Annotated in this window: 23 protein-coding genes; 12 read left to right on the forward strand and 11 right to left on the reverse strand. The window is 71.7% G+C overall.

Annotation, left to right across the window (positions count from 1 at the left end; translation table 11 throughout):
- Positions 1–11: 11 nt before the first annotated feature.
- A complete protein-coding gene (locus KHP12_RS28830; RefSeq protein ID WP_211833911.1) occupies positions 12–446 on the forward strand; it encodes an ATP-binding protein in 435 nt (144 codons plus the stop codon).
- Positions 443–673 (forward strand): hypothetical protein, encoded by a 231-nt coding sequence (locus KHP12_RS28835; protein WP_086881003.1) that lies wholly within the window; start codon positions 443–445, stop codon positions 671–673. The genes KHP12_RS28830 and KHP12_RS28835 overlap by 4 nt, the downstream gene beginning before the upstream one ends.
- A 50-nt stretch (positions 674–723) precedes the next feature.
- On the opposite strand, the gene KHP12_RS28840 is transcribed toward KHP12_RS28835, so the two are convergent.
- Positions 724–1,419, reverse strand: coding sequence for a TetR/AcrR family transcriptional regulator (locus KHP12_RS28840; protein WP_211833912.1), 696 nt, complete (start codon positions 1,417–1,419; stop codon positions 724–726).
- 105 nt (positions 1,420–1,524) lie between these two features.
- Between KHP12_RS28840 and KHP12_RS28845 the strand changes: the two genes are divergently transcribed.
- Positions 1,525–2,901, forward strand: coding sequence for a serine hydrolase domain-containing protein (locus KHP12_RS28845; protein WP_086881005.1), 1,377 nt, complete (start codon positions 1,525–1,527; stop codon positions 2,899–2,901).
- 17 nt (positions 2,902–2,918) lie between these two features.
- Here KHP12_RS28845 and KHP12_RS28850 read toward each other — a convergent pair whose 3' ends face one another.
- Complete coding sequence (locus KHP12_RS28850) at positions 2,919–5,963, reverse strand: NACHT domain-containing protein (protein ID WP_086881006.1); 3,045 nt, start codon at positions 5,961–5,963, stop codon at positions 2,919–2,921.
- 322 nt (positions 5,964–6,285) lie between these two features.
- Here KHP12_RS28850 and KHP12_RS28855 point away from each other — a divergent pair, with 322 nt between their 5' ends.
- Positions 6,286–6,912: a M23 family metallopeptidase gene (locus tag KHP12_RS28855; RefSeq protein ID WP_086881007.1), complete on the forward strand. Its 627-nt coding sequence runs from the start codon at positions 6,286–6,288 to the stop codon at positions 6,910–6,912.
- Between the two features lie 83 nt (positions 6,913–6,995).
- On the opposite strand, the gene KHP12_RS28860 is transcribed toward KHP12_RS28855, so the two are convergent.
- On the reverse strand, positions 6,996–7,574 hold the full coding sequence (locus KHP12_RS28860; protein ID WP_086881008.1) for a TetR/AcrR family transcriptional regulator: 579 nt from the start codon (positions 7,572–7,574) through the stop codon (positions 6,996–6,998).
- 159 nt (positions 7,575–7,733) lie between these two features.
- Between KHP12_RS28860 and KHP12_RS28865 the strand changes: the two genes are divergently transcribed.
- From KHP12_RS28865 to KHP12_RS28875, 3 genes are all read left to right on the forward strand, one after another.
- Complete coding sequence (locus tag KHP12_RS28865) at positions 7,734–9,368, forward strand: MDR family MFS transporter (RefSeq protein WP_078559320.1); 1,635 nt, start codon at positions 7,734–7,736, stop codon at positions 9,366–9,368.
- Positions 9,369–9,502: 134 nt separating this feature from the next.
- On the forward strand, positions 9,503–9,895 hold the full coding sequence (locus tag KHP12_RS28870) for a helix-turn-helix transcriptional regulator (RefSeq protein ID WP_208652934.1): 393 nt from the start codon (positions 9,503–9,505) through the stop codon (positions 9,893–9,895).
- Between the two features lie 71 nt (positions 9,896–9,966).
- Positions 9,967–10,437, forward strand: a complete 471-nt coding sequence (locus tag KHP12_RS28875) for a VOC family protein (RefSeq protein WP_086881010.1) — start codon at positions 9,967–9,969, stop codon at positions 10,435–10,437.
- A 214-nt stretch (positions 10,438–10,651) separates the two neighbouring features.
- Here KHP12_RS28875 and cseC read toward each other — a convergent pair whose 3' ends face one another.
- From cseC to KHP12_RS28900, 5 genes are all read right to left on the reverse strand, one after another.
- Positions 10,652–11,971 carry a two-component system sensor histidine kinase CseC gene (gene cseC / locus KHP12_RS28880; protein ID WP_086881011.1) on the reverse strand — a complete coding sequence of 440 codons (1,320 nt, stop codon included), beginning with the start codon at positions 11,969–11,971 and terminating at the stop codon, positions 10,652–10,654.
- 6 nt (positions 11,972–11,977) lie between these two features.
- Positions 11,978–12,685, reverse strand: a complete 708-nt coding sequence (gene cseB, locus KHP12_RS28885; protein WP_086881012.1) for a two-component system response regulator CseB — start codon at positions 12,683–12,685, stop codon at positions 11,978–11,980.
- 9 nt (positions 12,686–12,694) lie between these two features.
- A complete protein-coding gene (locus tag KHP12_RS28890) occupies positions 12,695–13,390 on the reverse strand; it encodes a hypothetical protein (protein ID WP_086881013.1) in 696 nt (231 codons plus the stop codon).
- Positions 13,391–13,416: 26 nt separating this feature from the next.
- Positions 13,417–14,028 carry a SigE family RNA polymerase sigma factor gene (locus KHP12_RS28895; protein ID WP_086881014.1) on the reverse strand — a complete coding sequence of 204 codons (612 nt, stop codon included), beginning with the start codon at positions 14,026–14,028 and terminating at the stop codon, positions 13,417–13,419.
- A 233-nt stretch (positions 14,029–14,261) separates the two neighbouring features.
- Positions 14,262–15,188, reverse strand: coding sequence for an iron-sulfur binding domain-containing protein (locus KHP12_RS28900; RefSeq protein ID WP_241787813.1), 927 nt, complete (start codon positions 15,186–15,188; stop codon positions 14,262–14,264).
- Positions 15,189–15,479: 291 nt separating this feature from the next.
- Here KHP12_RS28900 and KHP12_RS28905 point away from each other — a divergent pair, with 291 nt between their 5' ends.
- Complete coding sequence (locus KHP12_RS28905) at positions 15,480–16,355, forward strand: hypothetical protein (RefSeq protein WP_210610527.1); 876 nt, start codon at positions 15,480–15,482, stop codon at positions 16,353–16,355.
- Between the two features lie 304 nt (positions 16,356–16,659).
- Here the strand turns inward: KHP12_RS28905 and disA are convergent, their stop codons facing one another.
- Positions 16,660–17,718 (reverse strand): DNA integrity scanning diadenylate cyclase DisA, encoded by a 1,059-nt coding sequence (gene disA, locus KHP12_RS28910; RefSeq protein ID WP_044581604.1) that lies wholly within the window; start codon positions 17,716–17,718, stop codon positions 16,660–16,662.
- Between the two features lie 345 nt (positions 17,719–18,063).
- Positions 18,064–19,488, reverse strand: coding sequence for a DNA repair protein RadA (radA, locus tag KHP12_RS28915; protein ID WP_086886461.1), 1,425 nt, complete (start codon positions 19,486–19,488; stop codon positions 18,064–18,066).
- Positions 19,489–19,662: 174 nt separating this feature from the next.
- Here radA and KHP12_RS28920 point away from each other — a divergent pair, with 174 nt between their 5' ends.
- Positions 19,663–21,372: an RNA polymerase sigma factor gene (locus KHP12_RS28920; protein ID WP_210609644.1), complete on the forward strand. Its 1,710-nt coding sequence runs from the start codon at positions 19,663–19,665 to the stop codon at positions 21,370–21,372.
- A 565-nt stretch (positions 21,373–21,937) separates the two neighbouring features.
- Here the strand turns inward: KHP12_RS28920 and KHP12_RS28925 are convergent.
- Complete coding sequence (locus tag KHP12_RS28925) at positions 21,938–22,846, reverse strand: DUF3109 family protein (RefSeq protein WP_245010917.1); 909 nt, start codon at positions 22,844–22,846, stop codon at positions 21,938–21,940.
- Between the two features lie 234 nt (positions 22,847–23,080).
- Between KHP12_RS28925 and KHP12_RS28930 the strand changes: the two genes are divergently transcribed.
- The 3 genes from KHP12_RS28930 (at position 23,081) to KHP12_RS28940 (ending at position 25,578) form a co-directional block, all read left to right on the forward strand.
- A complete protein-coding gene (locus tag KHP12_RS28930) occupies positions 23,081–24,010 on the forward strand; it encodes a Ppx/GppA family phosphatase (protein ID WP_086881387.1) in 930 nt (309 codons plus the stop codon).
- A 96-nt stretch (positions 24,011–24,106) separates the two neighbouring features.
- Entirely contained in the window at positions 24,107–24,952 is an 846-nt protein-coding gene (locus tag KHP12_RS28935) for a sugar phosphate isomerase/epimerase family protein (protein ID WP_086881386.1), read from the forward strand.
- A complete protein-coding gene (locus tag KHP12_RS28940) occupies positions 24,949–25,578 on the forward strand; it encodes a TetR/AcrR family transcriptional regulator (protein ID WP_086881385.1) in 630 nt (209 codons plus the stop codon). The genes KHP12_RS28935 and KHP12_RS28940 overlap by 4 nt, the downstream gene beginning before the upstream one ends.
- Positions 25,579–25,708 lie beyond the last annotated feature (130 nt).

Here is a 25,708-nt window from a genome sequence, read left to right on the forward strand (position 1 = left end):
GGAGGCGTCGCATGGGAGCACACGCACACCCGGAACACCCGCACCGCTACACCCTCTCCGCCCCCGCTCTCCCCACCTCACCCCGGCTGTGCCGCGACTTCGTGCGCGGGATCTTCGCGGCCTCGGGACTCTCCCAACTCGCCGACGCGGCAGCCCTCTGCACCTCGGAGTTAGTCACCAACGTCCACCGGCACGGCAAGGGCGACGTACGGATGGCCGCCACCGTCCAGCACGACCGCGTCCGGGTGACCGTTCACGACGACAGCCCCGAACTCCCCTCGCCCCGCCGCGCAGCGAACGATGAGACCAACGGGCGCGGCCTGTTCCTGGTCACGGCCCTCTCCGATGTCTGCGGCATGACCCCCGACGAACCCACCGAAGGCACCGGCAAAGCGGTGTGGTTCGAGTTCAACGTCCCGCCTACGCACAAGAAAAGCCCAGCATGAACCTCACCCCCGCCGAGCGGGTCGCCGCCATCCTCCGGGACGAGTTCGCCGCCCACGGCGTACGGCTCCCCGACATACGAGCCGACCTCAGCGACCCCCGGCAACCGCAACTGGAACTCGGTACCGTCCCCCTCGGCACGGGCTTCGCGCTGCTGCGCGTGCTCACGGACTACCAGCGGCTGCTGAAGGCCGAACGGGCCCGGTCGGACCGGAGGGATAGGGATTAGAGCGGCGGGTGACCGCATTGGTTCGCCGGATTGCGTGCGGCCCGTGGCCGTCACTCGCGACGACTGGCGCGGTCGGCGGTGAGGCGGGCCTCGAAGCCGTCCAGGATGGACTGAAGGCCGAACGCGAAGGTGTCGTCGGGCGCCGCGGCGTACTCCGTGGCGGCCGTGGTGCCGAGGCGCTCGCGCAGGCGCGGGAATCGCATGGCGGTCTCCCGGGCATGTGCCATGGCGTCGGCCATCAGTTGCCCGGTATCCGCGCCGTCCTTGCTCAGCCGGCGGTTCAGCGAGACCTGTGCGGCAGGGCCAAGCGCGCTGCCGAGCACGAAGGTGAGCACGGTGGCGGCCGCCCGGTCCGCGTCGGCGGCGGCGAAGCCCGCCTTTTCGTAGAGGGAGAGGCTGAAGTCGTTGTGCCGGGCCTGGCCGGGTCCGTACAGGAAGTGGCTGCCGAATGCCTGGACGAGCCAGGGGTGCCGGGTGAGCATCGCGTGCATGCCCGAGGCATGGGCGGTGGCGGCCGTGCGCCAGTCGGTGGCGTCGAGATCGGGCAGCTCGACCTCGTGCCAGATCGCGTCGCTGGCGAGTCGGACGAGGTCGTCCTTGGTCTTGATGTGCCAGTAGACGGCCGTGGCGGCCGAGCCGAGCCGTTTCGCCAGGCTCCGCATGTTGAGACCGTCCAGGCCCTCGTCATCGAGCAGTTCGACGGCCGCACGGATGATCCGGTCTGCGGTCAGTGTGTCTCGCCCCATGGCCACCACCTTACTTGTACTTAGTTCATGCCGGGTCTTGCACTTTGTTCAAGTGGCCGTCTACGCTCACTCTCGTACTTAGTTCAAGTGCCTGGAAGGGGAGCCATGTCGCAGGAGAAGCTGGCGGAGTTCGTCACGGCGCAGGCCATGGAGTCGGGAGTTCCCGGTGTCGCCGTCGGGGTGCTCCTGGACGGCCAGGAGATCTACGCCTCGCACGGCGTGACGAACCTCGGCAACCCGCTGCCGGTCGACGAGAAGACGCTGTTCCCCCTGGCGTCGGTGTCCAAGACCTTCACGGCGACCGCGTTGATGCGCCTGGTGGCCGAGGGGAAGGTGGACCTGGACGCACCGGTGCGGACGTACGTCCCCGAGCTGATCCTCGCCGACGAGGAGGCCGCGGCGCGGATCACCGTTCTGAACCTGCTCAACCACACCGCGGGCCTGGACTGGAACGTGATCGACGACGGCGAGGGCGACCGCTCCCTGGCCGGGCTCGTGGCGAAGCTCCCCCAGCTGCCGCTGATCGCGCCGCCCGGGGCCCGCGCCTCCTACAGCCAGGCCGGGTACAGCCTGGCCGGGCGGATCATCGAGAAGATCACGGGTCTGCCCTTCGAGCGGGCCATGGCCTCACTCGTCCTGGAGCCGGTGGGTCTTGCGGATACCGTGTACGGCCTGTCCGAGGTGATGGTGCGCAAGTTCGCCGTGGGCCACAACCGCGGCGACGACGGCGAACTGCGAGCCGCCCGGCCCTGGGGAGCGTTCAAGGAGGGGGCGCGCGGCGACAACCCCGGCGGCGGCCTCGCCTCCTCGGTGAGCGATCTGCTGCGCTGGGCACGGTTCCAACTCGGCGACGGCGAGGGCGTATTGCCCGCATCGGCGCTGCGCCGGATGCGGGAGCGGACGATCGAGCTGCGCGCCAGCACGCTCGGCGACGGCTTCGGCATCTGCTGGTTCCTGCACGACCTGGACGGCCTCCAGGGGATCGGCCACGGCGGCTCGGGCAACGGCCAGTTCGCCGAACTGCTCATCGTGCCCGAGCGCGACTTCGCGGTGGTCTCCCTGGCCAACGCCGGTCCGGACGGGTACCCCTTCAACCAGTCCGTCGTACGGTGGGCGCTCGAGCACTGCCTCGGCATCGTCGAGGAGCCGGCGGAGCCCGTTCCGTACGACCGGAGCCAGGCCCAGCAGGTTGTCGGCCGCTACGAGATCGACGCCATGAACCTCCACATCGCCACCGAGGGCACCCGTCTCACCCTGGCGGTCGGGATCAAGCCGGAGATCCGCGATGCATCGGACGAGAACATGCCCCCGGACTACCCGGCCGCGGCCATCGGCTTCCTTTCCGGCGACGGTGACGAGTACACCGTCACTGAAGGCGGCCTCAGAGGGCAGCGCGGCTACTTCTCCCGTGACGTCAACGGCGTGGTCACCGGCGTCGACCTCGCAGGCCGGCTCTTCAGCCGAGTCTCGGACCCGTCCTGATCACATCCCGTCCCTCGTCAGTGCGACAGGGGCAGGGCCGTCACGGTGACGCCGGGAAGCGCCTGCGGGTCCATGACCTCCGCGTTGGAGATCGTGACGGTCTCCAGGTCGGGGAGGGCGGCGAGCGGGGACAGGTCGAGGGGGCGGTCGGCGCCATGGAGGAACGCGACGTTCAGATGACGAAGCCGGGGGAACACCATGGCCAGCCAGGTGGCGTCCAGGCTTTCGGCCCGGACACTCAGATCCAGCCAGGTGATGCCGGGTGGGAAGTGGCGGGGGTGGGTACCCGACTGGTCGATGGCGATCTTCAGCCGCTCCAGAGCCGTCAGCTCGTTCAGGCCCTTGGGGAAGATGGTCCTGCCCGCCGGGCCCGGTGGTTCGTAGACCAGGGTGTGGAGCGGGAGTTCGGCCAGGGGGGAGAGGTCGCGGGCCGCGAAGCAGCCGGTCAGATAGAGCGTTCCGAGGTCCGACAGGTGGCCGAGCGCGGTGCCGAGGTCGCTGATCACGTCGTTCCTGTTCAGCCGCAGCCGGGTCACCTCCTCACCACCGAGGGTGTCCCTGATCTCGTCCTCCGTGAAATTCCCGCGCAGGATCAGCCAAGGACGGGGACCCGTGTCCAGGAGCAGCCGCAGATGCTCCATGGACTCGGCCACGAAGTACAAGCCGTCCCGGTCCAGGCGGAGGATCACCTCATGGAAGTACCGCTCGGTTTCGAACCGCCCCCAGCTCGACGCCAGTTGCGCGCGCACCCCGACCGCCGGGTGGTCGGCGAATCTCGCGAGATACGGGATCGCCGCGTCCACCGGTATGCGTGAGGCCGTCACCACGCAGCACTCCGCCACCTCGTCCGTCAGCCCCTCCGGCCCCGGAAGAAGCTCCAGCACCAGGGGGCCCACCGTGGCCAGCTCCCGGGCTCGTGGGACGGTCAGGGGCGGGACGAACTCCAGCGCGTTCCGCGTGACCTCGTCCCGTATCGCCGGGTCCAGATCGGGCGCGTGCTCCAGGCAGGCCATGGCCAGCAGATACAGACGAAGCGCCGCCTCGGCGCTGTTCTTGTGCCGCGCCACCTCCAGCAACTTGCCCAGAAGCTCCGCCCGCTCGCGCGGTCGCGCATGCGCGACCGCCATGCGGATGACGTCCTCCCACTGCGCGTCATGCGCGTTGCGGATCAGCAGACCCACATCCCATGCCTCAATCGCTGCCTTCGCGCCCAGGTAGTCCTGGAAGGTGCGGTGGATGAAGTCCACCGTGCTCACGGACGGCTCGCGCAAGAGTCCACTCCGCAGCAGCAGATGGCTCAGGATGGCGGGGGCGTCGCCCACGGCCTGGGCGGCGGGGACGGAGGGGAGCGCCTCCTCGATGACGCGCTCTGCGCGGTCCCGGTCCAGTTCGGCCTCGCCGTTGCGGATCAGGTAGTAGGCGAGCCGCTGGAGGAGCTGGATCTGGGGCTCCTCGTCCAACTGGACGTCGCCCGGCGCGTAGATACATCGCTCGGTGTCGCGCCGCGCCAGCAGCATCGACAGCGCCGCGTCGTACAGCGCCTTGCGGCCCGGCGGCAGATAGCCGCGCCGGGCGCGGTGCAGGGCGCAGATCAGCCCGCACATCAGCGGGTTCGTGGCGAGGCGGCTCAGGTCCTGCTTGGTGCGGACGGCGATGTGGAGGGCCGACTGGTAGTCGTTCAGCGTCCTCCGCTCCTCCTCCGTACGGCAGGTCTGGCGCGCCGCCTCGTGCCAGCGGTCGATGAACGCCGCCATGTCCTCGCGGCTCATCGGGGACAGCGTGAACTCGGCGAAGTCCTGCGCCCCCAGCCAGTCGTCGGCCACGGCGGAGGGGCGGGAGGTGACCAGCCACAGATTGTCGGGGTAGGCGATGAGGAGGTCGGCCAGCCAGGCGCGGGTGCGCTCGCGGTCGCGCTCGGGGATCTCGTCGATGCCGTCGATCAGCAGCAGCCCGCGGCCGGCGTTCAGGACGCGGTCGGCCCAGCCGGGCGGCTGGGCGCCGTCCAGCGGGTTGTGGACGGAGGCCAGGAACGAGGCCGGAGAGGGCAGGGATTCCTGGCGGGCGATCGTACGCAGCGGGAGGACGAAGGGGACGCGGCCGATCAGCTGCTCCAGACCGCGCAGCGACTCCTGCCGTGCGGTGCACACGGCGAGCCACTGGACGAGCGTGGTCTTGCCGGAGCCCGCGATCCCGCGCAGCAGCACGCGCTGATGGCCGGAGAGCGCCCGGTCGGCGGGAAGCGCGGAGGGGAGGGCGGCGTGCTGCTCGACAGCGGGTGACTCACCGGACCCACCGGGCCCCCCGCCGAACGCCCCCAGCGGCCGCTCCTCGCCGGAAGAGGAGACCGCCTCCACGCTGAGATACGCCGCGTCCAGCGGCCACGTGGCCTCCGCATGGCTGAGGTCGATCCCCACGATCGTCAGCGTGGAGTGCTTGCCGATCACGTACTCCGCGTACCGCCGCTCGAACCCCGCGTCCTGCGCGGATTGCGACGGGATGCGCTCGATCAGGATGTCGATCTTGGTGATGAGATCGCTGAGCTGGCCGCTCTGCTCGACGAGGGAGCGGGCGACGAAGGTCGAGCGCTGGGTGAAGAAGTGCAGGATGTGCAGGCAGGCCGTGTCCAGCAGCCGCTCGTGGAGCGCCTCGCCGCCCTGGCTGAGGCGCAGTGTGTCCCGTCCCCGGGTGCGGGTGGCGTGGGCCAGCTCATGGGCCAGTCCGCGGTGGCCGAGCTGCACCGCCTGGACGTCGTTCATATCGAGGTCGCCGAGCGCGTACAGCGTGGTGGCCAGCTTCTCGGCGACGAGCTCGTCCTCGTCGGCGGGGCAGGGCCGCTCGCCGGGTCCGGCGTGCCGGGTGGCCTGCGCGACCAGTTCGGCGGCGAGCTTGGTGAGGTCCTTCTCGGTCAGGGTGCGCTTCTCGCCCCGGAACGAGATGAGGGAGGAGATGCGGACCGGCTGGTTCACCAGCCCGGCGCCCGGCCCCTCCTTGACGAACAGCTTCTTGATGAGCGGTGTGACGACGCTCGACGCGAGGCGAGCGCCGATGGTTGCGGGATCCACGTCCCATTCCCCCCGGTAGTTGTGTCCCCCCGGCCGCGGAGGGCCGTCGACAGCGTACAGCGGGGTAAGGCCCTTGGTCCCGAACCGGACATCCGAAAGTCCCTGCGAAGGTGACATCCCACACAGGTGGTCCTGGGTCTACTACGGAAAATAGGGGATCTCGCAGGTCAGAGGTGTGATGGGAGTTTCTGGGAATTCCGCGCGGGATACGGCTCCTCATAAGTAATTCGCTACGTACCCACTTAGTAGAAGAGCACCTTGGCCTATTAACGAGAACGGGATAACAAGAGGCGTTCCGAAGACGCTTCTGGAGGTACTTCCCATGGCCCCGCGCGCCACAAACCGTCGATTCTCGCTTACGTCCGTGTCCAGGGCGCGTGCCGCCGTGGTCGCCATGGGTCTGGGGGCCTCGCTCGTGCTCGGCGCCGGCACGGCGTTCGCCGTGGGGGCCGGCACGGCCGCCTCCGCCCCGTCCGTCAGCCAGGCCGCCGCGAAGGCGCCCGCCCCGAAGGCCCCCGCGAAGGCGGCGAACGCCTGGGAGACCCCGGTCGACAAGTACTCGATAGGCGCCGCCTTCGGCCTCGCGGGCAACCTCTGGTCGCACAACCACAGCGGTCAGGACTTCGTCGTGCCGACCGGCACCCCGGTGCACGCGGCGCACGGCGGTGTGGTCGTCAAGGCGGGCCCGAACGGCGGCGGTGACGGCCCCGCGTACGGCAACGCGATCGTGATCAAGCACGACAACGCGACGTACTCGCAGTACGCCCACCTGTCCCGGATCGACGTGCGGATCGGGCAGTCCGTGAGCACCGGCCAGCAGATCGGCCTGTCCGGCAGCACCGGCAACTCGACCGGCCCCCACCTGCACTTCGAGATCCGTACGACGCCGAACTACGGCTCCGCCGTCGAGCCGCTCAAGTTCCTCCGCGACCACGGCGTCAAGGTCTGAGGGCTCAAGGTCTGAGGCCTCAAGGTGTGAGGGCTCAAGGTGTGAGCGTCAAGGTCTGACGCTCACGCCTGACGCATCATGCGTCATCCGTGGGCCGATGGCTCATGCGCCTGCTTCATCAGATCGAGGGCGACCTCGAGGACAGCCTTCCGCTTGTCCTCGGGGTCGCCCTCGACCGTCTGTAGCGCGAACATCCGCGCATGCATGCTGAACAGCGCGGTGATGCTCCTGACCTGGTCGACCAGGGGCGCCTCGGGGTCCCGGACCAGGGCGGACATCGCGAGCATCCGGTTCTTGAAGATCTGGCCGATGCTCAGCTCGCGCACCGTCGCCTGGTTCTCCTGCATGAAGCGCATCAGCGGCTCGCCGATGTCCATGGCCGCGCTGTAGCGGCGCAGCAGCTCCTGCTTGGTCTCCAGGGTGCGCGGCTGCTGCTCGCCCCAGGCGATCAGCTCGTCCATCGGCCGTCCCAGGTCCTGGAACAGGCTGTGGACGATGTCCTCCTTGGTCTTGAAGTGGTAGTAGAGGGCCGCCTTGGTGACCTCGAGCCGCTCGGCGATCTCGCGCAGTGAGGTCTTCTCGTAGCCGTGCTCGGCGAAGAGTTCCAGGGCGACGTCCTGGATGCGCTGACGGGTGTCGCCCCGCCGCGGTGTGCTGCCCATGGTGCTCTCCTGATACTGGTGTGGCCGCCGTCGGCAGGCCGAACGTAACTTACTTGACGCCCGGCTAGTTGGCGCCTTACCTTCTCTACTGTACTGAACTAGCCGGGCGGCAAGTAAGTGTGCGTCAGGGCTCTCATCATCCAGGGGGAGACGGAGAACATGGTCCGCAAACAATCAGACGACGAGGCGTCATCCGCTTCGGCACCGGCTCAGGCCGCCCGGGAGGCCCAGCAGCCCCCGGCCAAGGCCGAGCCCAAGCAGCGCAGCACCAGTGTGGTGATATTCGCGCTGATGATCGCGATGCTCCTCGCGATGCTCGACAACATGATCGTGGGCACCGCGATGCCGACCATCGTCGGCGAGCTCGGTGGCCTCGACCACCTCTCCTGGGTGGTGACCGCGTACACCCTGGCCACCGCCGCCTCGACCCCCATCTGGGGCAAGCTCGGCGACATGTACGGCCGTAAGGGCGTCTTCCTCACCTCCATCGCGATCTTCCTCGGCGGCTCGGCGCTGTCCGGTATGGCGCAGAGCATGGGCGAGCTGATCGGCTTCCGGGCCATCCAGGGCCTGGGCGCCGGCGGTCTGATGGTCGGCGTGATGGCGATCATCGGTGACCTGGTGCCGCCCCGGGAGCGCGGCCGCTACCAGGGCATCATGGCCGGTGTGATGGCCGTGGCCATGATCGGTGGCCCGCTGGTCGGCGGCACCCTGACCGACCACCTCGGCTGGCGCTGGATCTTCTACATCAACCTCCCGCTCGGTGCCATCGCCCTCGCGGCGATCACCGCGGTGCTCCACCTGCCGAAGAAGCGCTCGCAGGGACGGATCGACTACACCGGCGCGGCCCTGCTGACCGTGGGCATCACCGCGCTCGTGCTGATCACCACCTGGGGCGGCAACGAGTACGCCTGGGGGTCGGGCCAGATCATCGGGCTCGGGGCGGTCGGTGTCCTCTCGCTCGTCGCGTTCCTCTACGTCGAGACGCGGGTCGCCGAGCCCGTACTGCCGCTGCACATCTTCCGGAACCCGAACTTCTCGCTGGTCACCGCGATCGGCTTCCTCACCGGTTTCGTGATGTTCGGCTCGACCACCTTCCTGCCGCTCTACCAGCAGACCGTCCAGGGCGCCACGGCCACCAACTCCGGGCTGCTGCTGCTCCCGATGCTGCTGGGCATGCTGGTGGTCTCGCTGGTCGCGGGCCGGGTCACCACCTCGACCGGCAAGTACAAGATCTTCCCGATCGTCGGCGGTCTCCTGATCACCGGCGGGATGTTCCTGCTGTCCACGATGGACACCGAGACCACCCGCTTCACCTCCGGTCTCTTCATGGCGGTGCTCGGCATGGGCATGGGCTGCCTGATGCAGACGACCATGCTGGTGGCGCAGAACAGCGTCGAGATGAAGGACATGGGCGTCGGCAGCTCCTCCGCCACCCTCTTCCGCACCCTGGGCGGCTCCTTCGGCGTCGCCATCCTCGGCGCCCTGTTCACCAACCAGGTGCGGGACACCATGACCGAGCGGGGCGGCGGCAAGGCAGCGGCCATCACCTCCGGGAGTGCCCAGCTCGACCCGGCCAGCCTCAAGCTGCTGCCGCCGCCCGTCCGGGACGCGTACACCCACGCGGTGGCCAGCGGTGCCCACCAGGTGTTCCTGTGGGGCGCGCTGATCAGCATCGTCGGTGCCATCGCCGCCTGGTTCGTCAAGGAGGTCCCGCTGCGCGGGGCCGCCGCCAAGCCGGCCGAGAGCGACGAGGCCGCGGCCGGGGCGGCGCCGATCGCCGAGACCGTCTGACCAACGGTCCGGATGAGCGGGGTCGCCATCAGGGGCCGCTGTCAGTGGGGCATGACAGCATCGGGCCCATGGTGACCTCGCCGGACGAGGCGCGGCTGGCGCAACTGCGCCGGCTGCGCCTCGCGAAGGACGTGATGGACCGCGACTGGGCCGAGCCGCTCGACCTGGACGCGGTCGCCGCGCACGCTTGCTATTCGCGCTACCACTTCATCCGCGCCTTCAAGGGCGCGTACGGATCCACCCCCGGCCAGTACCTGACCAGGCGCCGCATCGAGCGGGCCGAGGAGCTGCTGCGCTCGGCCAATCTCTCGGTCACCGAGATCTGCTCGCTCGTCGGCTTCAGCAGCCTCGGCACCTTCTCCACGAGCTTCAAGCGGCAGACCGGGCTCACCCCCAGCGCCTACCGGGACCTGTACGTCGGCCGGGCCGCGGCGGTCATCCCGGGGTGTTACGCGATGCTGTGGTACGGCGGGCGCGACGCCCGCGCCCCCGGCTCCAAGGACCGCAATTCTCAAGAAGCGGAATGAATCCGCCGCTGCCTACCGTGGCCACGTCGCGACGACGCGCACGACCCACCCCGATACCTCCGGAGGCAGCAATGATCAAGGGGATGTCCATCGTCACCGTCTGGGTCCTCGACCAGGACCGGGCCAAGGAGTTCTACACCGAGAAGCTGGGCTTCGAGGTCCGCACCGACATGACCATCGGCGGGGACGGCGAGGGCGGCGGCGGTATGCGCTGGCTGACGGTCGGCGCCAAGGACCAGCCGGATGTGCAGCTGACCCTGATGGTGCCCAGCTCGCCGGGGCTCGACCCGGAGTCCGCCGAGGCCCTCCGGACGCTGGTCGCCAAAGGTGTGCTCGGCGCCGGGGTGTTCACCACGGATGACATCCACCGCGACTACGAGGCGCTCAAGGCGAAGGGCGTGGAGTTCGTCCAGGAGCCCCAGGAGCGTCCGTACGGCACCGAGGCGCTCTTCCGCGACGACTCCGGCAACTGGTTCTCGTTCACCCAGCCCCGCGAGGAGATGGACTTCAGCAAGCCCTGGGACGGTTGCGCCTCGAGCTGAGCGCCGGGTATCGCGGGCCGAGCGCCGGGTATCGCGGGCCGAGCGCCGGGTATCGCGAGCTGAGCGCCGGGTAGCGCGGGCCGAGCGCCGGGTAGCGCGAGCTGAGCGCCGGGTAGCGCGGGCCGAGCATCGGGTAGCGCGAGCTGAGCATCGGGTATCGCGGGCCGAGCATCGGGTAGCGCGAGCTGAGCATCGGGTAGCGCGAGCTGAGCGCTCAGTCCGGCACCTCGATGATCGGGAAGCTGCCGGTGTTGGTGGGCGCGGACTCCGGCAGCCAGAGCACGGCGACCGCGCCCTGGCACTCCCCGTCCGCCTCGTCCCCGCTGTCCAGCAGCGGATCGGCGTTGCGGAACGTCAGCCGGGCGCCCAGCACCCGCGCCTGGCCCGCGGCTATGGTCAGCCCCAGGCCGTGCCCGGTCCCCGCGCGGTCCTTGCTGCCGGTGCGGAACCGGCTCGGCCCGTCCTTCAGCAGCTCCTCCGGAAAGCCGGGGCCGTGGTCGCGGACGCGCAGTATCCGCCCTTCGACGGTGACCTCGAAGGGCGGTTTGCCGTGCCGGGCGGCGTTGGCCAGCAGATTGCCCATGATCCGCTCCAGCCGCCGGGGGTCGGTCGAGACATGGGCGTCGCGCACCACGTTGACCGCCGCGTCGGGGGCCACCGCCCGGACCCGGCGGGTGATGAACTCGGCCACGGCTATCTCCTGGAGCTCCGCGCGCTCCGCGAAGCCGTCCAGCCGTGCCACCTCCAGGACGTCCTCGACCAGGGTGCGCATCGCCTGCGCCCGGTCCCGTACCAGCTCGGTGGGGCGGCCGGGCGGCAGCAGTTCGGCGGCCGTGAGCAGCCCGGTGACCGGGGTGCGCAGCTCATGGGCGATATCGGCGGTGACCCGGCGCTCGGCCTCCAGCCGCTGCTGGAGTGCCTCGGCCATCCCGTCCACCGCACGCGCCAGATCGTCGGTCTCATCGCGCACCCGGCCGCCGATCGACTCGCGCACCCGCACCTCGGAGTCGCCCTCGGCCAGCTTGCGGGCGGCGGTGGCCGCCTTGCGCAGCCGCCGGGAGAGCTGATCGCCGATGAGCACACCGAGCGCGATACCGCCCAGCACCACCGCCACCGAGCCGATGATCAGCACCCGGTCCAGGTCGTCGAGGACGGCGAACCGGTCCTGGAACTTGGTGTGGACGGACAGCACCTTGCCGTTCCGCAGCGGCACCGAGGCCCACACCTCGGGGGTGCCGGTGCCGGAGTCCTCCAGATAGGTGGCGCGCTGACCGCGCCACGCCTCCTTCTTCAGCTGATCGGGCAGCTGGGGGTCGTCCAGCTTGGCGCCGAACCCCAGCACCCGGGACTGCTCGTACCACCGCTGGGCGACCTTCACCCGCTCGTCCATCACGGTGCGGCTGTTGTCGAGCATCGAGACGCGGGCCGCGTTGTGGACGACGAGGCTCAGCACCACCGCCACCAGCGTGCTCACGGCGGCGATGGCGAGGCTGACCTTCCACCGCAAGCCGGTGCGCAGTGCGAGCTGCCGCAACGCCGCTCAGCCCTTGAGCTTGTAGCCGAAGCCGCGGACCGTCTCGATGCGGTCCTGGCCTATCTTGCCGCGCAGCCGCTGCACATGGACGTCCACGACCCGGGTGTCCCCGCCCCAGCCGTACTCCCAGACCCGCTCCAGCAGCCGGTCGCGGGAGAGCACGGTGCCGGGCGCGGCCGAGAACTCCAGCAGCAGCCGCATCTCGGTCGGGGTGAGCGCCACCTGGAGGCCGCCCTTGCGGACCTCCATGCCCTCGGGGTCGACCTCCAGATCGCCGAAGCGCAGCACCCCGCCGTCGGGCTCCTCGGGTACGGGCTCCGCGCCCCGCCCGCCGGGGCCGCTGGCATGGCCGAAGCGGCGCAGCACGGCCCGGATGCGGGCCACCAGCACCGCGCCGTCGAAGGGCTTGGTCACATAGTCGTCGGCGCCGGCCTCGAGGCCGAGCACCACATCGATGGAGTCGGCGCGCGCGGAGAGCATGATCACGGGAACGGTGGACTCGTCGCGGATCCGGCGGCACAGGCTGACCCCGTCCAGACCCGGAACCATCACGTCGAGCAGCGCGATATCGGGGCGGTCGGCCCGGAAGCGCTCCAGACCGGTCAGCCCGTCGGGCGCGGCCGTCACGAGAAAGCCATCGCGCTCCAGGGCGAGCTGCGTGGCTTCACGGATGACATCGTCGTCCTCGACGAAGAGCACATGGGTCTCGGCCACAGCCTCGCTTCAGCCTTCCGTTCCGTCGTCGGCGCGCGCGGTCGGCACCGGGGTCGCGTCTTCCTTGGGCACATTCTTGCTGTAGTCGGTGCGCTCGCGGGACCGCACCGTGAACGAGCGGTCCGCCCCGGACCAGCCGTAGGTGATCACGGTCTCGCTGGAAGGGCAACAGACCGAGTCCCCGGAGGTGTAGGAGAGCTTCGTCACCCGCAGCTCGTCCTTGGCGACGTCGGCGTAGACGGGCGGCTGCTCGTCGCTGAAGACGTTCTCGTACCGGTCGCCCACCTTGCGGTACACATACGAGCCGATGCCGAAGCCGTCGGTGCAGCTCATGACGTTGATGACCAGGTCGGAATCGGGGGAGCCGGTCAGCCGGCCGGACGTCACGTCCACCGGATAGCCCTTGATCTCCTGCTTGGCCTCGCGATCCTTGGCCGTGGGGCAGGGCTTGAGGCTCGTCTTCAGATCGTCGCTGACCTGCGGATCCGCCTTGACCAGCTTGATCACGTCGACCTTCTTCCCGGCAGCCGGTGACGGCCGGCTCGATCCACGGCCACCCGCGTACGCGCCGGAGTCCGCGGCGGCCGAGGCCCACTCGGTGCTCGCCGGTCCCTCCTTGCGCACCCCCTGGCTCGCGTCACCGCATCCGGCCAGCATCCAGCCGCCGGCGGCCGCGAGGCCCACGACCGCGCCACCGGTGAGCATGACTGTCCTGCTGGGAGAGGCCCTGGTCAGGCCGCGCACCGTTCCTGCCCCCGCTCCTGGCGGGCGCGCCGGACCCGACCCGTGTGCTGCCGGACGTTGGTGGCCGGCTTGGTGTCCCCGTCCTGACGGCCGAGCGCGCGGGCGTCCAGATCGCGGCTCTCCAGCTCCTGCCGCAGCCGGGCCAGCGCCCGGTGCAGCGTGCTCTTGACCGTTCCGGTCGACATTCCGAGCGCCTCCGCGGTCTCTTCGGTCGTCATCTGCTCCCAGTGTCGCAGCACCACGACACTGCGCTGCTTGGGAGCGAGCACCGCAAGGATGTCCATCAGCAGGGCGCGGTCGGCGTGCTGCTCGGTGCCGTCGTCGACGCTCGCCTCCGGAAGCTGCTCGGTGGGCACCTCGTCCAGCTTGCGGGCGCGCCACCACTCGGTACGGGTGTTGATCATCACGCGTCGGAGATAGGCGTCCGCGAGCGACTTGTCGGCTATGCCGTCCCAGCGGCCGTAGGTGCGCACCAAGGCGGTCTGGAGCAGATCCTGTGCCTCGATCGGGTCGGGGATCAGCCGACGGGCGCTGCGCAGCAGCGCGTCCTGCCGATTCCGCACGTACTCCTCAAAGTCCAGAACATTGCTGCTGCTCATGATGTGCAGCCTCCATCCCGCTGTTTCCCCGCCGTTGATGTGTCCGGCTTCTCGCTCGGCACGGGAAGGACGCTACGGAGGCGCTGTTGCGGCGCCATGCGCAACTACGCCTCGGCAAACGCACAGCTACCCATAGGTTGTGTAACAACGGAACCCGGCCCGACCGAGTGTCAGAACCGGGTCCTGGGCGTGTCACAGGCTTGTCACAGACAGGGCCGTGACGAGGGAATTTCTCAGGTCAGCGGCAGCCGGTAGAGGCCGCCCGAGAGCGGCTCCACCAGTCCGTCGGAGACGAGCCCGTCGAGCGCGCGGGCGCGCTGCACCGGCTCGTCCCACACCTGGTCCAGCGTCGTCTGCGGCACCGGTGCCACCGCCTCCCGCAACACCGCGAGCAGCTTGCCCCGCACCTGGCGGTCCGTACCGGCGTAGGTCTGGCCGCGGCGCGGCGGTCCCTCGTGCTCCGGCGAACCGGCCTGCCGCCAGGCGCACAGCGCGGCGATCGGGCAGCGTGCGCAGTCGGGGGTGCGGGCCGTGCAGACCAGCGCGCCCAGCTCCATCGTGGCGGCCGCCCAGCGTGCCGCGGTCGGCTCCTCCTGGGGCAGCAGGGCGCGGGCCAGCTTGCGCTCGGCGGCGGTGGTGGCGTTCGGCGGGTACTGCGTACCGCTGACCGCGCGCGCGAACACCCGGCGGACATTGGTGTCCAGGACCGGATGGCGCTGGCCGTACGCGAACGAGGCCACGGCCGCCGCCGTGTACTCACCCACCCCCGGCAGCGCCAGCAGCTGGGCGTGGTCGCGCGGTACGTCACCGCCGTGCCGCTCCCTTATGGCGGCTGCGGCGCCGTGCAGCCGCAGCGCCCGGCGCGGATAGCCCAGCCGGCCCCAGGCGCGGACCGCCTCACCGGGCGGTTCCGCGGCCAGGTCGGCCGGGCGCGGCCAGCGGGCGAGCCACTGCTCGTACACCGGCAGCACCCGGTTCACCGGGGTCTGCTGGAGCATGAACTCGCTCACCATCACACCCCAGGCGCCCGCCTCGGGGCGGCGCCAGGGGAGGTCGCGCGCGTGCGCGTCGAACCAGTCGATGACGGGCCGGTGCAGAGCGGCTCCGTCGGGGTCGGAGGATGCGGCGGCCGGGACGGCGGAAGCGGAAATGGCAGTCATCGCTCTCGATCCTGACATGACGGGACGGCTCGCGGGGCCCAGGGCGCGGGCGTTCGGGTTTCAGCCGCGCCAGTCGTTGCCAAATCGTGCGATACGGCGCCCGTACGGGAACGGATGGCCGCTTGCCGCGCCCGGGTGCGGTCTTCCGGTGCCCCTGGGGTGACCTCGGGGCGCCTTGTGGACGTCTGTGGGACCCCTCATGTGCCGGTTCCGGTCGGATCATGAGAAAAGTAGGGTCTGGAGCGGGGGTTATTGGCCGGTAGTGCTCCCGATCTCTCGTAGAGTTTCCGCGTGGGATCTCTGCGCAATCCGATCGGGCCGCTTCCCTCCTCCATTTACTGGCGGCGGAGGGCCGTTGCGCTGGCCCTGCTCATCGCCATCGTTCTCGTGGTCATCTGGGCCTTCGGCTGGGGTGGTTCGGGCGGCGGCGGAAGTGACGAGGGCAAGGGGGGCGGCGGGGGACCCGCCAGCACGATCACCCCGGGCCCCTCCTCCTCCGGGCCGGTCAACAGCGAACGGCCGGGCGGGCGCGATGAGTCGGACAGCGGCGGCTCGGGCTCCGGCGACTCCGGCGGCGGCGCGGGCAGCGGCGGCGGCTCGGACGACGGCGGCGCGGGCGCGGGCGGCGGTGGCGCGGGCGGCGGCAGCGGCTCCGGCGGCGCGGGTGGCGCTGGTGGCTCATCGGGTGGCGGCGCGGGCGGTGGCATCGGCACCGGGACCGGGCAGGGCCTGCCCGCCGGGTCGAGCCTGCGGGACTGCCGCCCCGGCGACGCGGAGCTGACGGTGCGCAGCGTCAAGGACTCCAAGGTCAAGAACACCTGGGCGCCGGGGGAGAAACCCAGCTTCGAGATCGTCGTGAAGAACACCAAGTCGAGCTCCTGCAAGGTCGACTTCGGGCGCGCCGCGGCCTCGCTGACCATCACCGACGCCCACAACGCCCACGTCTGGGCCTCCGACGACTGCCCCGAGGGCAGCGCCACCGCGCTGGTCGAGGTGCCGGGCTCCGGCCAGACCAAGCGCACCGTGGAGTGGGACCGCAAGCGCAGCGCCGAGCACTGCGCCACCCCGTCGGGCAGCGCGTCGGCCAAGCCGGGCACGTATCTGGTCGAGGTGAAGGTGGACGGGCTCGGGACGGCCAAGGTGTCGTTCGTCCTCGAGAAGGACTGACCAGGGGCTTCCGGGGGCGGCGGGTCGTGGCGCCTGCGGCGGGCTCTTCTCCTCCCCGCCCCTTCCCACAACTGGGGCTCGCCCCAGACCCCGGACCGGGGCTTCGCCCCTGGCCTGCGGGGGCCGACGAGCTGACCGTCGCCGTCGTGAACACCTGCGCCGGCGGGCTGACCGCGATCAGCCCGCCCGCGCAGCGGATGGCCGGGGTCTGGGGCGGAGCCCCAGTTTCGGGAAGGGGCGGGGAGGGGAGCAGCCCGCCGCAGGCGCCACAACCCGCCGGACGCCCCCTATCCGTACCGCTCAGCTATACATACCGCTCCAGGATGGACGACTCCGCCAGCCGCGACAGCCCCTCGCGGACCGAGCGCGCCCGGGCCTCGCCCACACCGTCCACCATCTGGAGATCGTCCACGCTCGCGGCCAACAGCTTCTGAAGGCCACCGAAGTGCTCCACCAGCCGCTCGATGATGGCGCCCGGCAGCCGCGGCACCTTGGCCAGCAGCCGGAAGCCACGCGGCGAGACCGCGGAGTCGAGGGTCTCGGGTGAGCCGGTGTAGCCCAGCGCGCGGGCCACGATGGGGAGTTCGAGCAGCTCGGCGTGGGTCAGCCGGTCCAGCTCGGCGAGTGCGTCGGCCACCGTACGGGTGCGCTTGGCGGTCGGCTCGGGCACGTAGTCCCGCACCACCAGCTCGCGCTCGGGCTCCACGCCCGCGATCAGCTCGTCCAGCTGGAGGGAGAGCAGCCGGCCGTCGGTGCCCAGCTCGACCACGTACTCCGCGATCTCGGTGGCGATGCGGCGGACCATCTCCAGCCGCTGCGCGACCGCGCTCACATCCCGGACGGTGACCAGGTCCTCGATCTCCAGGGCCGAGAGCGTGCCAGCCACCTCGTCGAGGCGGAGCTTGTACCGCTCCAGCGTGGCCAGCGCCTGGTTGGCGCGGGAGAGGATCGCCGCCGAGTCCTCCAGGACCCGCCGCTGGCCGTCCACATACAGCGCGATCAGCCGCATCGACTGGCTGACCGAGACCACCGGGAAGCCGGTCTGGATGGAGACGCGCTGCGCGGTCCGGTGCCGGGTGCCGGTCTCCTCGGTGGGGATCGCCGCGTCCGGGACCAGCTGCACCCCGGCCCGCACGATCTTCGTGATGTCCTTGTCGAGCACCAGCGCGCCGTCCAGCTTGCACAGCTCGCGCAGCCGGGTCGCGGTGAACTCGACGTCGATGACGAAGCCGCCGGTGCACAGCGACTCGACGGTCTTGTCGGTGCCGAGCACGATCAGCCCGCCGGTGTTTCCCCGGAGAACGCGCTCGAGGCCGTCGCGCAATGCCGTGCCGGGCGCGACCGCGCTCAGGGAGGCACGCATCAGACCGTCGGCTTTGCCGGGTGCCGTTGCCCGGTCGCCTGCTGCCACTGCACTCCTCCGTCGCAAGGTCTGTCGGTGCCACGAGTCGCCCTGCCATGCCGGTGCGCGAGGCCACGTATGGGCGAGACCAGGGCAAAGTCTACCGGCGGCCACCGGCCTCCCGTGGGGTCTCCCGGCGTACGCCCGTAGGCGTGGAGCGGAGTGCGACCGCCCCGGGCCGCGCGCCACCCGGCTCACCGACCCCTGCCGTACGCCCTCACCAGCGCACTCGGCCCTGCCGTACACCCTCACCAGCGCACTCGGCCACGCTGCCGCCACCGCCCCGGTGACGCCCGGCCCACCATCTCAGCCCCGGTCGTCCGCCTCCGCCCGGGCCTTCTCGCCCCGCTCCCGGCGCCGCGGCAGCATCCGCAGCGCGTCCCCGATGTCCGCCACCTCCAGCACCCGCATCCCGTCCGGGATCCGGCCCGGGTCGCCCGGCACCAGGGCGTGGGTGAAGCCGAGCCGGGCCGCCTCCGCCAGCCGCCGCTGCACACCGGTGACCCGCCGGACCTCGCCCGCGAGCCCCACCTCGCCGATCGCCACCAGGTTCTTGGGCAGCGGGGTGTCACTGGCGGCGCTGGCCAGCGCGAGCGCCACGGCGAGGTCGGCGGCGGGCTCGGACAGCTTCACCCCGCCCACCGTGGCGCTGTAGATGTCCCGCTTGCCCAGCGCGCTGATCCGGCCGCGCTGCTCCAGCACGGCCAGCATCATCGAGACCCGGGAGGTCTCCAGACCGGAGGTGGTACGGCGGGGCGAGGGGATCTGGGAGTCCACCGTGAGCGCCTGCACCTCGGCCACCAGCGGCCGGCGGCCCTCCAGGGTGACCGTCAGACAGGTGCCGGGCACCGGCTCGTCGCGGCGGGTGAGGAACAGCCCGGAGGGGTCGGCGAGCCCGGTGATGCCCTCGTCGTGCAACTCGAAGCAGCCGACCTCGTCCGTCGCCCCGTAGCGGTTCTTCACCCCGCGGACCAGCCGCAGCCGGGCGTGCCGGTCGCCCTCGAAGTGCAGCACGACGTCGACCAGGTGCTCCAGCAGCCGGGGGCCGGCGATGGCGCCGTCCTTGGTGACATGGCCCACCAGCAGCGTGGACATCCCGCGCTCCTTGGACGCGCGGATGAGCGCCCCGGCCACCTCGCGCACCTGCGCCATCCCGCCCGGCGCGCCGTCGATCTCGGGCGAGGCGACGGTCTGCACCGAGTCCAGGACGAGCAGCGAGGGCTTGACCGAGTCGAGATGGCCGAGGACCGCGGAGAGGTCGGTCTCGGCGGCGAGGTAGAGATGCTCGCTCAGCGCGCCGATGCGGTCGGCGCGCAGCCGCACCTGACTCGCCGACTCCTCACCGGTGATGTAGAGCGTGCGGTGCTCCTCGGAGGCGGCCTTGGCCGCCACGTCCAGCAGCAGCGTGGACTTGCCGACCCCGGGCTCCCCGGCGAGCAGCACGACCGCGCCGGGGACCAGCCCGCCGCCGAGCACCCGGTCCAGCTCGTCCACGCCCGTGCCCCGCGCGGTGGCCTGACGGCCGTCCACCTGGCCGATGGGCAGGGCGGCCGAGGTGACCCGGCCGGGTGCGGTGGTGCGCACCGCGGGCGCCCCGTACTCCTCGACGGTGCCCCACGCCTGGCACTCGGGGCAGCGGCCGAGCCACTTGGCGGTGGTCCAGCCGCACTCCGTACAGCGGTAGGAGGGCCGGTCCTTGGCGGATGAGCGGGAGGAGCTACGGGCAGCCATGCCGTAACGCTAGCGCCGCCCACCGACAGAGCCGAACGCCGCCGGGCGCATAGCAGGTTGCGGCCACCGGAGGGGGACACCTGTCCCCTTATGAGGGAGATGGTCACCCGTAAGGGTTAAAACAGCGCAAGTGGCGCGAGGAAGTCTGCATCATCCGCCTACCGTCGCCGGGTGATGAGCAGCAGGTCCGAGCACTCGACACAGACCACCGGCGCACGGCGGGCGCGGCGCCGTGCGCCCCGCTCCACCACCACCCGCCCGCAGCGGCCTCCGGAACGCTACGAGCCGTACCTGGACGGCCTGTTCACGTACTGCCTGTCGGCCCTGTGCGAGCACGACGCCGCGGCCGTCGCGGTGGGCGACGTACTGGCGGTGGCCGAGCGCCGCACCGGCCGGGGGCGGGGCCGGGTGACCGCGGAGGACGAGCTGTCCCGCCCGTGGCTCTACGCGGTCGCGCGCTGGGCCTGTCTGCGCAAACTGGCCGAGCGCCGCGGCCGTACGGGGACGGACACCCCGGGCGACGGCGCCGGGGCCGAGCTGCCCGAGCCCATCGCCGCCCAGCGCCGCCGCGAACTGGCGGCGCTGGCCTGGCCGGAGGCCGCCGGGACCTCCGCCGAGCAGCGCGAGGCGCTCGAGCTCGCGGTGCGCCACCGGCTGGGCCCCTCCGAGGTGGCCGCCGTGCTCGGCAAGGACCAGGAGGAGACCCGCGCCCTGCTCTCCAGCGCCGCCTGCGAGGTGGAGCGGACCCGCGCCGCGCTCGCCGTCGTCGAGCTCGGCCACTGCCCGGTGGTCGCGCGGCTCGCGGGCGACACCCAGGTGCTGCTCTCCGCCGCCCTCCGCCGTGAGCTGGTGCGCCATGTGGACGACTGCCGCGAGTGCCGCCGGATGGCCGAGCGCGCCACGGCCGACGGACCCTGGCCCGGTACGGCGGCCGCGCCCGCCGAGCTGCCGGTGGTGGAGGCCCCCCGCGCCGCCGTGCACGCCGCGCTGCTGGGTGCGCTGGGCGGACGGCCCGCCCGCGCGGGCGCCGGGCCCCGGTTCGACCGGCGCGGCTTTCCGCTGGAGCCCCAGGACCGGGCCGCCCGCCGCAGCCGGATGCGCAGCCGCGTGCTGACCACCACGGTGGTCGCCACGGTCGTGGCGGCCCCGGTGCTCGCCCTCTGGGCCGCCTACCGGGGCGCCCCGCTCGCCGGTGACGAGCGCGACACGGACTCGGTGGCCGCCGCCGACGCGGACGGCGCGGACCAGGCCCCGGCCGGTCAGGACCGGCCCGCCCGGCGCTCGTACGAGCAGACCGGCAGCGCGCAGGACCGTTCCGGCACGCGGATCGGCTCCGGCCCGCGCAGCGCCAAGGCGGGCCGGGGGGCGTCGGATGTGTCGGTCGAGGTGATCGACGCGGACGGGGTGGTGGAGCGGCCGGGGCACAAGGGCGGCGAGGCATCCCACCTCGACCGCTCCCCGGCCGGCGGCGGCCGCCCCGGTGACGGCTCCGGACCCTCCCGGCCCGCGCCAGGGCCGGGGCGGCTCACGGTCACGGCCCACCCCGAGGGCGATGTGACGGTCATCACCCTCACCGCGTCCGGCGGCTCACCGGTGCACTGGTCGGCCTCCGCCGGGGGGCCCTGGCTCCAGCTGAACCACACGGCCGGGGTGCTGCGGCCCGGCGACTCCACGACCATCTCGGTCTCGGTGGACCACGACCGGGAGCCGGCCGGGCACTGGAGCGCGCGGGTCTCGGTGGACCCGGCGGGGGCGGTGGTGCTGATCGAGGGCCGGGGTACGTCCCCCGAGCCCACGCCCAGCCCCACGGACCCCTCCGACCAGCCGACCCCGACCCCGAGCGACCCGTCACCGACACCCTCGGGCTCGCCCGCGAGGCGCTGACGCGCTGCGCTGTTGGGTGGACCGGACACGTCGTCCGCGGCGCCTGCGGCGTGCCGCTCCCCTCCCCGCCCCTTCCCGAAACCGGGGCTCCGCCCCGGGCCCCGGATGAGGCTCCGCCCCGGGCCCCGGGTCGGGCTGCGTCCTGGGCCTCGGGTGGGGTTGTGTCCCGGGCCCTGGGTGGGGTTGCGTCCCGGGCCTCGGGTGGGGGTTCCGCACCAGGTCCGGGATTGGGGTTGCGCCTCGGGTCCCGGGCCGGGGCTGTGCCTCAGCTTCTGGGCCTGGGCTGTGTCCCAGGCCTTGGGGCGGGGTTCCGCGCCAGGTCGGGATTGGGGTTGCGTCCTTCAGTCCGGATCGGGGCTCCGCCCCAGGCCCCGGGGTCCAGGGGCGAAGCCCTTGGTATCGGGAAGGGGCGGGGAGGGGAAAGCATCGCTATGCGGCTCCGCCGCGTGGCCCGCCGCACACCCCGTAGACGCACCGGGCACGGGCGGTGGCGAGGCCCCGCCAGCGGCCGCATGTGCCGATGGCGGGCACACCACCGGCCGCCCATGACATCGGCACAGCCGCGTCAGTCAGCCGGGTCGGCCGGGTCGGCCAGGTCCGCCGGATCGGCCAGGTCCACCGGAACGCCCGGGTCAACCGGATCCGCGGGGTCAACCGGAGCCACCGGAACGCCCGGAGCCACCGGAACGCCCGGGTCCGCCGGATGCGGCGCCACCAGCGTCAGCGACGACGCCATGCGCTGCTCGCACAGCTCGGCCAGCCGGTCGTACCCCGCCTTGCCCATCAGCTCCATGAGCTCCGGCCGGTACGACCGGAACACCGGCTCCCCGGCGCCGTGCGCCGAGGTGGCCGAGGTGCACCACCAGTGCAGATCGTGGCCGCCCGGCCCCCAGCCGCGCCGGTCGTACTCGCCGATGGTGATCCGCAGCACCCGGGTGTCGTCCGGCCGGTCGATCCAGTCGTAGGACCGCCGCACCGGCAGCTGCCAGCACACATCCGGCTTGGTCTCCAGCGGCTCGCGCCCCTCCCGCAGCGCCAGGATGTGCAGCGCGCAGCCCGCGCCGCCCGCGAAGCCCGGCCGGTTCTGGAAGATGCACGAGCCCTTGTGGCGCCGGGTCTGCCGCTCGCCGTCCTCGTCCTCCTGCACCCACCCCGAGGTGTGCCCCTCGTCGTGGAACTGCCAGATCTCCGGGGTCAGCCGGGCCATATGGCGTCCGACCCGCGCCTCGTCGTCCTCGTCCGAGAAGTGTGCGCCCAGCGTGCAGCAGCCGTCGTCGGCCCGCCCCGCCTGGATGCCCTGGCAGCCCTGGCCGAAGATGCAGGTCCACTTGGAGGTCAGCCAGGTCAGATCGCATCGGAAGAGCTGCTCGTCGTCGGCCGGATCGGGGAATTCGACCCATGCGCGGGCGAAGTCCAGGCCGACCTCGTCCTCGGTGCTCGGGGCGTCCTCGGCGCTCTCCGCCCCGGACGGCATCGGCTCCTCGGCCACCCACTCCTGGGCGGCCTTCCGGCGTTTGTCCTGCTTCGCCTTTTTCGTCTTTGCCACGGTGCAAGGGTAGGCGCCTTCGGCGAAAAGGCGGAGGTGGGGACCGGGCGCGGCTCCTGCACGTCTCCTGCACGTCTCCTGCGCGAGATCCTGCGCGGCACCTGCGCGAGATCCCGGGGGACCTGTGCATGACATCGAGGTGGGAGCAGTAGCGTTCACGTTATGAGACTCGGTGTCCTCGACGTGGGTTCAAATACGGTTCATCTGCTCGTGATGGATGCCCACCCCGGCGCGCGCCCGCTGCCCGCGCATTCGCACAAGGCCGAGCTGCGGCTCGCCGAACTCCTCGACGGGCACGGGGCCATCGGCCCCGACGGCGTCGACCGCCTGATCGCGACGGTCAGGGAGGCCCTGGAGGCGGCCGAGGACAAGGGTGTCGAGGAGGTTCTGCCGTTCGCGACCTCCGCCGTCCGCGAGGCGTCCAACGCCGATGAGGTCCTGGCCCGGGTCGCCGAGGAGACCGGCGTACGGCTCCAGGTGCTCAGCGGCGCGGACGAGGCGCGGCTCACCTTTCTGGCCGCCCGCCGCTGGTTCGGCTGGTCCAGGGGGAAGCTGCTGGTCCTGGACATCGGCGGCGGTTCGCTGGAGATCGCGTACGGCATGGACGAGGAGCCCGACGCGGCGGTCTCGCTGCCGCTCGGGGCCGGCCGGCTGACCGGGGCCTGGCTGCCCGGCGATCCGCCCGACCCGGCGGACGTACGGGCCCTGCGGCGCCATGTGCGGGCCGAGATCGCCCGGAGCGTCGGCGATTTCAGCCGTCATGGGGCGCCGGACCATGTGGTCGCCACCTCCAAGACCTTCAAGCAGCTGGCCAGGATCACCGGCGCCGCGCGCTCCGCCGATGGGCTCTACGTGGAGCGCCGGCTGACCCGCCGGGCGCTGGAGGAGTGGGTGCCCAAGCTGGCCACCATGCCCACCCAGGAGCGGGCCCAGCTGCCCGGGGTCTCCGAGGGCCGGGCCGGACAGCTCACGGCGGGGGCGCTGGTGGCGGAGGCCGCGATGGACCTGTTCGGCGTGGACCAGCTGGAGATCTGCCCGTGGGCGCTGCGCGAGGGTGTGATCCTCCGCCGCCTGGACCATCTGCCCACCTGACCACGGAGCGTGACCGGGGCCGGAAAGCGGCGGCCGTTCAGCCGCAAAGGCCGCCGCGGTTCGGTTGCGGAGAGCAGCCGCCGTACGCTGTCCCTCGTGACAGAGCCAGTGGTGCGCATCCCGGATGCGAAGGTCGCGCTGTCCACAGCCTCGGTCTATCCGGAGTCGACGGCGACGGCCTTCGAGATCGCGGCACGCCTGGGCTACGACGGCGTCGAGGTCATGGTGTGGACTGATCCGGTCAGCCAGGACATCGAGGCGCTGCGTCGGCTCTCGGACTACCACCAGGTGCCGATCCTCGCCGTGCACGCCCCCTGTCTGCTGATCACCCAGCGGGTCTGGTCGACCGACCCGTGGGTGAAGCTCCAGCGGGCGAGGGCGGCGGCCGAGAAGCTCGACGCGTCCACCGTCGTGGTCCACCCGCCGTTCCGATGGCAGCGGGCGTACGCCCGCGAGTTCGTCCGCGGAATCTGGCGGATGGCGGACGAGACCGATGTGCGGTTCGCGGTCGAGAACATGTACCCGTGGCGCTATCGCGACCGCGAGATGCTCGCGTACGCCCCGGGCTGGGACGTCACCCAGGACGACTACCGCCACTTCACGATCGATCTGTCGCACACCGCCACCGCCCGTACGGACGCGCTGGAGATGGTGGACCGCATGGGCGACCGGCTGGCCCATCTCCATCTCGCCGACGGCCAGGGCTCCAACAAGGACGAGCACCTGGTGCCCGGGCGCGGCACCCAGCCCTGCGCCGAGCTGCTGGAACGGCTCGCGGTCGGCGGATTCAACGGCAATGTGGTCGTCGAGGTCAACACCCGGCGTGCCATGTCCACGACCGAGCGCGAGGCCGATCTGGCGGAGGCCCTGGCCTTCACCCGGCTGCACCTCGCGTCGCCGACCTCGGCCACCCGGCGGCGCAGGGCGGTGCCCGGTTCATGACCGCCGCCGCATCCGGGTCCGCCACGCCCCCGCGCAAGCGTGGCCGCCCGGCCCGTACGAGCACCTCCGACGGCCCCGCCGCCCGCGACCGGATCCTGATCGCGGCGCGCAACGAGTTCGCCGAGCGCGGCTACGACAAGACCTCGATCCGCGGCATCGCCAAGGCCGCGGAGGTGGACCCGGCGCTGGTCCACCACTACTTCGGCACCAAGGAGCAGGTCTTCGAGGCGGCCATCGAGCTGATCTTCGCCCCCGCCATGGGCGTCCCGGACGCGGTGCACGGCAGCCGGGAGGGCGCGGGCGAGCGGATGGCCCGCTATATGTTCGGCATCTGGGAGAACCCGGTCAGCAGGCTGCCGCTGCTCGCCGTGATGCGCTCGGCGCTGACCAACGAGACCGCCGCCGCGGTGCTGCGCGGCATGATCGAGCGCCGGGTGCTGGTGCGGATGGCGGGTGAGCTGGACGTCCCGAACCCGGAGTTCCGGGCCCAGCTCGCGGCCGGGCATCTGATCGGGATCGCGCTGCTGCGGTATGTGATCCGGATGGAGCCGATGGCCTCGGCGGAGGCGGACGACATCGTGGCCATGGTGGGGCCGACCCTCCAGCGGTATCTGACCGAAAGCTGATCGCGGACCGGCCGGGTGCGAACGGTCCGGGTGTGAACGGATCGGGTGCCAACGGTCCGGGTGCGAACGGGCCGGGCGCCAACGGTCCGGGCGCGAACGAGCCGATCGCTGACCGAGAGCTGATCGATCC

The sequence above is a fragment of the Streptomyces asiaticus genome (genome assembly GCF_018138715.1).
GTDB lineage: Bacteria > Actinomycetota > Actinomycetes > Streptomycetales > Streptomycetaceae > Streptomyces > Streptomyces asiaticus.